The organism is Pseudomonadota bacterium (assembly GCA_039714795.1).
GTDB lineage: Bacteria > Pseudomonadota > Alphaproteobacteria > JAGOMX01 > JAGOMX01 > JBDLIP01.
On record JBDLIP010000115.1, the window covers coordinates 1 to 5,462 of the forward strand.

The following is a 5,462-nucleotide window of genomic DNA, read 5'->3' on the forward strand; positions in this document are numbered from 1 at the left end:
ACATCTGAAACATTAACATCTTGTATTATAGGAAATCTTTTTTCGAAATAAGGGGGTTTTTAGGGTTTTAGGGGCTCAGGCCGTTGAACTTGGGTTAAGTTAGATCCCATAAGTTCTTTCAGGTCCAGCTCTTCTTGTGTAAACAGAGAAGGCCATTCATCATTGTAAGGAGTAATTTTTAGCACTTTCATGATACGTTTTTCTCTTTGGCCATTGCGAAAATATGCGGGAATAGTGTTATTGTAGCTGAGGTGTGTCAAATTACGAAACGGAAATAGATAGGGGATAAATGGAGGCCAACAGAACACTGACTGGAGACTCAAGGCTGGTGGACTACACCAAGGTTGAGTGCTAAAGAACGTCTAAACAAAGATTAAATTTCAATTCTGCCAAAATTGCCAATTGCTCAAAACTTATCTCCTCCCTACCATGTGTCGGGTACATACTCATGGAAATGTAAACCTTTCCACGAATATCTTCTAAATTCATCAAAGCCTTGATTTGTGATTTGTTTTTTCTCATTTTATCACAAATGTTTTCTAGTAATTTATGTATTCCCCCTTTTTCTTCAGAATTAAAGTTTTTTGAACACCAGGTGCTCGTTTTATATTTTGCATATTTTGGATTGTTCTTTATATGCTCACCCTTTTTACCAATGATGTCTGCTTTCAGTCCTAAAATAGACTCAACCCTATCAAGTGGGACAGAGTCGCCATATAAATTGACTGAAATTATCAATCACTACCGCCTAAAGGCGGTAGTTTGAATCACGCTTGCAAAGCAGATTCAGTGTGATGAAATATTGAAGTTATCTTGTTTATGGTGTGCTTCTTGATTTTCTATGTAATCTTGAATTTGCCTCTCATTCAAATTTATGACCGTAACAGCAAAATATCCTCGCGCCCATACACGACTCCAACACTTTTGTAGTTTGTTATTCGGGGAAACGAAATACTCAAGTATTCGCCTAAAGGCGAGGGTATTTTCCAATCCCACATAGAGATATAAAATGTCTTTCAGTATCATCTTCATCTTTTGAGTTATGCATTTGAACCATATCCTTGCAACTTTGATACTAGGATAAAATAAAAAGCTTAGGAATGTAAGCGAAACAATATCCAGTTTTGTAGGTGAGGTTTCCTTTGGGGAAAAAGATCCTATCACAACGCATCAGTTTTCAAAATTGGAAGTTGTTCCGCTTCCATTCCTAATTCAATTTGTAGCGTTGGTTTTATGCCCAAGAGCAGTAGCACTCCACTGATTGCCAGCAAGATTAAATCGAATCAAAGCGCAATTATCAAGCATCCATGAATGGTTTTGTATTTTGTGGTGTTTGCAAAAAGCGTAGTGGATTCCCCCATGTGCAACCACAAGAACAGGTCCAGGCTTAGAAAGAGCTGAGTTTATACCTTTGACTGTTTGTTGGATAAAATTTTTGGCATCCGGGCATGTAAAATTCGCGCCGTCCGTCATAGTTTGCCATACAGATGCCGTACATTCTTCTAGATCGTCCAGTTCATACTGAGAAAGGTATGAATGTTCGAATAAAATATTTTTTGTTTCTACGGCTCGTGTTAAAGGGCTGTGACAAACGGCCCCCAAATGTAGCGCAGAAACTAAATTTTTAGCATCATAAGCCTGCCTAATACCATTTTTATTTAGGGAAATATGAGGATCGTCATAATGGTGATCTGTTTGCCCGTGGCGAATAAAATAAAATTCTTTAGCATCCCTCATGGGCTATCCTTAAATTAAATTCTTGAATTGTTTCTTGTTGCCCTACCATCAAAGGCATTTTTTGACAGTCTGATAAAGTCATCCATTTAAAATCATGATGTTCAGGAGTAATAACAACTTGAGGCTTTTTTTGAAATTCAATAAAAAACATGTGGTAGGTGTACCGCCACTCGGGGGTTTTTACATAAAATGCCCCCAAGTCTTTTATCAATTCTGCCTGGAGATTTAATGATGTTTCTTCTTGCATCTCTCGGACCATTCCTTGAAGTGGTGTTTCATCTTGCTCGACTTTGCCACCAGGCACAGCCCAAACAAAGGGGTCTCTTGATTTTGAACTTCTTTGTAAAAAAAGAAACTCATCACCACATTTAATCCATCCTATTGCTACAGAAACCTGAGATTCAAACCACTTTGGAATTTCTTTATATATAGCTACTTCACTCATAATAAATATACCTTACCTCTAGGCGCATCCATTGCGCCATTATTCGTCAATATTGCTAACCCCGCCACAATAATAAAGTTCATGCACGTAAGCATCATAGCTTAGCTATTCATCTTTCATCTACACAGGATACTATCAACTCGTTGTTTCTTTTAACAAATCGGCAAACATGTCATCCATAAACAGAGAGACCGTATTCGTAATTGGAAAACGCAACGACCCAAAGTTTTTGCTCACGATTCCCAGCTACATAGGTTGAGGTTCCTCTCCAACCACCAGTGTGCCTTACAACCTTATGACCATTTACCTCTCGAAGGCCCCAGCCGTAGCCATAACCCGATGATGCTTTTGGTTGGCTTCCTGTGGAGGTAAATATCTTTTCCACTGTTTTGGCGCTAACTAACTTCGACTCCTCGATGCCGACAATCCACTGATAGAAATCTTTTAGCGAGGTAGCAATTTGACCATCACCGGCTGTTTGGTCTACAAGGAGCGTTTTGCATTTCTCAAAAAATGGCCACTGTTCATAGCCCGTTGCTAAATTTGCTTTCTCTTTGGTAGTGGCGGTGCTTAATACAGTCGAAGCTTTCATATCAAGAGGGAAAAAGATTGCTTTTTTTATAAATTGTTCAAACGGCATACCTGAGACTTTGGCAACAATAGACGCCAACAATGCGTAATTGCTATTGCAGTAGGTGAAGCGAGAGTTAGGTGGAAATTGCAGACTGGTTTTTGTTTTAATGTATTCAATAATGTCATCATTGCAGATATGTTGCCTGCCTTTTTCATCAAAAAGAGTATTGGTATATTCTGATAACCCAGATCTATGGTGAATCAGATGTTTAACCTTGACTGATTGAGTGTACTCAGGCAAATCAGGCAGATAAACTCTGATGGATTGGTTGGTATCAATTTCCCCCTGCTCCTCTAGTATTGCAATGGCCATGGCAGTGAACTGCTTAGAAACGGATGCTAAATCAAACAATGTATCCGTAGTGATGGGAAGCTTTTGTTCAATATCAGCATAGCCATAGCCTTTTTGATGAATGATTTTTCCATCTTTGATCACCATGAAGGCAATACCAGGCCCCTGCTCCCGATTGAATGTTTTAAATTTTTCATCGTATTTTTTCACAATGTTTTCCAAGCTTGCTGATAGGCTTGGAGCAGTCAGTACAATTGCAAGTAGCAGGGCTAAACCAACATTGAAATTCAAAGTCCTGGAAATAAGTTTCATATTATTACTCCTTTTAAAAAGCTATTAATGAGTTCGCATGCTCTTACATATATAAACGTAGTTCTTGTTGAGCGAATAATCAAATCAATTCTAAGGGTTAACTAAGTTTGCTTGTAAAACTATGAAGTTCATAACGTTAATCTAATTTGATTGTTTTCCATAGACTGCCAGGCATCTTTGTTATATCATTAGGCGTTATTTCAAGAAAAAGTTAGGGTTTTTGATGATTAATACAATGAAAAAATTATTTTTAATTGGTGTGATTTATTTATGTTTGCACCCTACGTTTGCTACTGATAGCGCTCCAGAGAATCTGCAAGACGAGAGACAACTAAATACAATAATTTTGTGTGAAGTCGCCGAAATTCTTAAAAAGCGCTTTGAGACAGTAATCAAAATCAACTCTTACACTTTTTTAAGCGATCCAGATCGTCGCAACTCCCTAGTTAGAATAACCCTCGAAGGTTCCTCACCAGAAGTCCCTAAAAACGTTATTTTCAAGCAATCGTTACCCAAAGAGTCAGATGAAGATAATAAAGGGGCATTTGCACGATTTGCAAGGGAATGGGCTGTGCTTGAATTTTTAAGCGGCGTTCCGAACGCGTTTCATAGCGTCCCTCAGCTTTATGGAGGATCGAAAGAGAATAAGTTTGTGCTTATTGAGGATCTAGGAGAGATACACGTCAGTTTAGTTGACTCTCTAACACTTCCCGGTGAGCAAAAGGCAATTGAATCTTTGCAACGTTATATGAAAGCACTGGGAAGTTTCCATGCTTCAAGTTTTCGGAAAACCGACAGATATTGTGACATGTTAAATTTAATTAATGAGAATAATATCCACTTTGAAAACGATATAGTCTTAGAAATTAAAAATGCATTGCCTGCTGTATATTCAGTTCTTGAAAAACTTGGTTTGGCTTTAACGACAGAGCTAAAGGATGAGATTGTAATGGTTATCGAATCGATGATCGAACTGGGACCTTTTACGGTCTTAACACATGGAGATCTTTGCCCAGATAATGTTTTTGACAATGCAGAAAAAGGTGAATTGCGGCTTATCGATTTTGAGCTGGCAAGTGTGGGAAATGCTTTGCTGGATGGTGTCTACTTGCGAATGAGCATGCCAACAGGCTGGTGTGCCAAGGCTATTCCAGATGAACTAATAGCGCAGTTAGAAACCATTTATCGGGACCAGCTTAGGCAAACAATACCAGCTGCAGATAATGATGCAGAGTATAATGTAGCCTACACAAATGCATGTGCGTATTGGTCGCTATTTACCATCCTTGAAATGGAGTCGGAAGATGTTTGGGAGCAGGAAAAGATTGGAGAATCTCCTGTGGTGCTACCTGGAGGTCACTTATGGAAGCCGGAGGATAATTTTATGAGACCTCGCCTCATATCACGTCTGCAAGCCTTTGTCGCAGTGACTGAAGAACCAGCTGTGCTACCACACCTAAGACAACTGGCGCAGCAACTTTTAGATAGAATACAAAAACGCTGGCCTGATGCTAAGGCTTTGGGAGTATATCCTGCATTTGAATAACCGTTATAAGTTCTGCCGTTTTTTGACTAACCTCATATCGATATGGGAAAGTTCCAGGCTCGCCCCAAGACTAAAGTGATGCAGCAGTAATAATTCAACATATTGAGCTGGCGATGACATAACGGCGTATCACAATCGTTCGCTGTTTGCGAACAGAGAACTATGACTCAGTGGAAAAATCACTTCAATCTAGGGCATTACTGAACTGAACCCAAACACAAATAAAAAAAATCAACGCCTGAATTTCGGCGGCAAGCCAGCTACAAGCTGTGCTATGTCTTAGAGCATAACTGATGCTTTAACTTGAATTGCGAACATCATGATAACAAATGCAAACAGACGTGAACATTACCAAGCGTTGATTGATAAAAACTCACAATACGAGGGCATATTTTATGTGGGGTTTTGTGTGAAACGCCTCCAAAAGTACCAGTAGCAGATTGTAGGCAGTGGAGATCCAGTAATCTATCAAGCTTAGCGTTGAAAACATTCGGAGT

At 39.2% G+C, this 5,462-nt stretch carries 7 protein-coding genes; 1 reads left to right on the forward strand and 6 read right to left on the reverse strand.

Features of this window, described 5'->3' with window-relative positions:
* Nucleotides 1-59 precede the first annotated feature (59 nt).
* The 5 genes from ABFQ95_07405 to ABFQ95_07425 form a co-directional block, all read right to left on the reverse strand.
* Entirely contained in the window at nucleotides 60-191 is a 132-nt protein-coding gene (locus tag ABFQ95_07405; protein ID MEN8237346.1) for a hypothetical protein, read from the reverse strand.
* A gap of 160 nt (nucleotides 192-351) precedes the next feature.
* Nucleotides 352-738, reverse strand: coding sequence for a DUF4279 domain-containing protein (locus ABFQ95_07410; GenBank protein MEN8237347.1), 387 nt, complete (start codon nucleotides 736-738; stop codon nucleotides 352-354).
* A 474-nt stretch (nucleotides 739-1,212) separates the two neighbouring features.
* Complete coding sequence (locus tag ABFQ95_07415) at nucleotides 1,213-1,737, reverse strand: histidine phosphatase family protein (GenBank protein ID MEN8237348.1); 525 nt, start codon at nucleotides 1,735-1,737, stop codon at nucleotides 1,213-1,215.
* Nucleotides 1,724-2,182, reverse strand: coding sequence for an NUDIX hydrolase (locus tag ABFQ95_07420; GenBank protein MEN8237349.1), 459 nt, complete (start codon nucleotides 2,180-2,182; stop codon nucleotides 1,724-1,726). Before ABFQ95_07420 ends, ABFQ95_07415 begins: the two co-directional genes overlap by 14 nt.
* Nucleotides 2,183-2,354: 172 nt before the next feature.
* A complete protein-coding gene (locus ABFQ95_07425; protein MEN8237350.1) occupies nucleotides 2,355-3,398 on the reverse strand; it encodes a serine hydrolase domain-containing protein in 1,044 nt (347 codons plus the stop codon).
* A 256-nt stretch (nucleotides 3,399-3,654) separates the two neighbouring features.
* On the opposite strand from ABFQ95_07425, the gene ABFQ95_07430 reads away from it, so the two are divergent.
* Nucleotides 3,655-4,965: a phosphotransferase gene (locus ABFQ95_07430; GenBank protein MEN8237351.1), complete on the forward strand. Its 1,311-nt coding sequence runs from the start codon at nucleotides 3,655-3,657 to the stop codon at nucleotides 4,963-4,965.
* Between the two features lie 317 nt (nucleotides 4,966-5,282).
* Here the strand turns inward: ABFQ95_07430 and ABFQ95_07435 are convergent.
* Nucleotides 5,283-5,462, reverse strand: a 180-nt coding sequence (locus ABFQ95_07435; GenBank protein MEN8237352.1) for a hypothetical protein, incomplete at its 5' end; no start/stop codon positions are given.

Bases quoted from the DNA above. Each gene is read 5' to 3' on its own strand.
- ABFQ95_07420 (MEN8237349.1), bottom strand. From the start codon at position 2,182: ATGAGTGAAGTAGCTATATATAAAGAAATTCCAAAGTGGTTTGAATCT.
- ABFQ95_07430 (MEN8237351.1), top strand. From the start codon at position 3,655: ATGAAAAAATTATTTTTAATTGGTGTGATTTATTTATGTTTGCACCCT.
- ABFQ95_07405 (MEN8237346.1), bottom strand. From the start codon at position 191: ATGAAAGTGCTAAAAATTACTCCTTACAATGATGAATGGCCTTCTCTG.
- ABFQ95_07415 (MEN8237348.1), bottom strand. From the start codon at position 1,737: ATGAGGGATGCTAAAGAATTTTATTTTATTCGCCACGGGCAAACAGAT.